Below are 841 nucleotides of genomic sequence, written 5' to 3' on the forward strand. Positions count from 1 at the left end.
CGCAAAAGTTCTTTTGTTTTGGTGCGATCAACAACAGAAGGAATATTGGTTTTATTCCTCTTTGCCGCCACATCGGATGGGTGTTTTACCCGAGCGCGCAGGTGGTCTCTGGCACCTGCACGCCCCTTATATCATCTCCCGGTATGGTGCCCCGGGGGTGTTATAAGTAATGTTTAGTACTGAGGAGCAGTGTAATCAGTGGTAACAGCAATGCCCACCAGGACAAAACCGTCCTTTGCAGTGCCACTTGCAGTTTCACTAATCTTCATATCAGCTTTTGCCACACTAACAGTATAGTCTGTATTATTAACATTTGCATTCGTGCTGTTAATCACAGACTTTGCAATAGAATCCAGCTTATCTGCAACAAGGGAATCGATGAGATCATCAGCGTACTTATTCTCGACATAATAAAGAGCATAGTAAACGCCATCATTGCTCTCAGCAGGGTCGGTCAGTGCACTATGACTTTCCAGCCCATACATACCAGAAGCGCCGGTCATTGCACCAGTCATCAGTTTTTCAGCCATATCCCAGGCATTCTGATCCGTCAGACGATTCAGAGAGTAACCAGTGCCGTAAGTATAACTTACCTTCTTCTCGGCAATAGCAGATACCATAGCATCCAGCTTGGAATCATCCTTACCGTCAACAAAATCTTTGGCCAAATTGGTTTTTGCCAGAACAGAAGCAGTATAACCAGTGGAAGCAGTAGGCTCGCTGCTGGAAGAGCCGCTGTTGCTGTTGCCGCCGTCCTTGCAGCCAGCCAGCATGCTGACGGCCATGATGCCGGCCAGCGCCAGAGAAGCAATCTTCTTGAGTTTCATAATGAATTTTTCCT

Annotated in this window: 1 protein-coding gene; it reads right to left on the bottom strand. The window is 47.0% G+C overall.

All coding sequences use genetic code 11. The features are described 5' to 3' along the window. Positions 1-173: 173 nt before the first annotated feature. The gene (locus tag B5E66_RS12680; protein ID WP_087233859.1) at positions 174-827 is read right to left on the bottom strand and encodes a hypothetical protein; all 654 of its coding nucleotides are present in this window, start codon (positions 825-827) and stop codon (positions 174-176) included. Between the last annotated feature and the right edge of the window lie 14 nt (positions 828-841).

Source organism: Faecalibacterium sp. An121, assembly GCF_002160915.1.
In the GTDB taxonomy this organism is placed as follows: Bacteria; Bacillota; Clostridia; order Oscillospirales; family Ruminococcaceae; genus Faecalibacterium; species Faecalibacterium avium.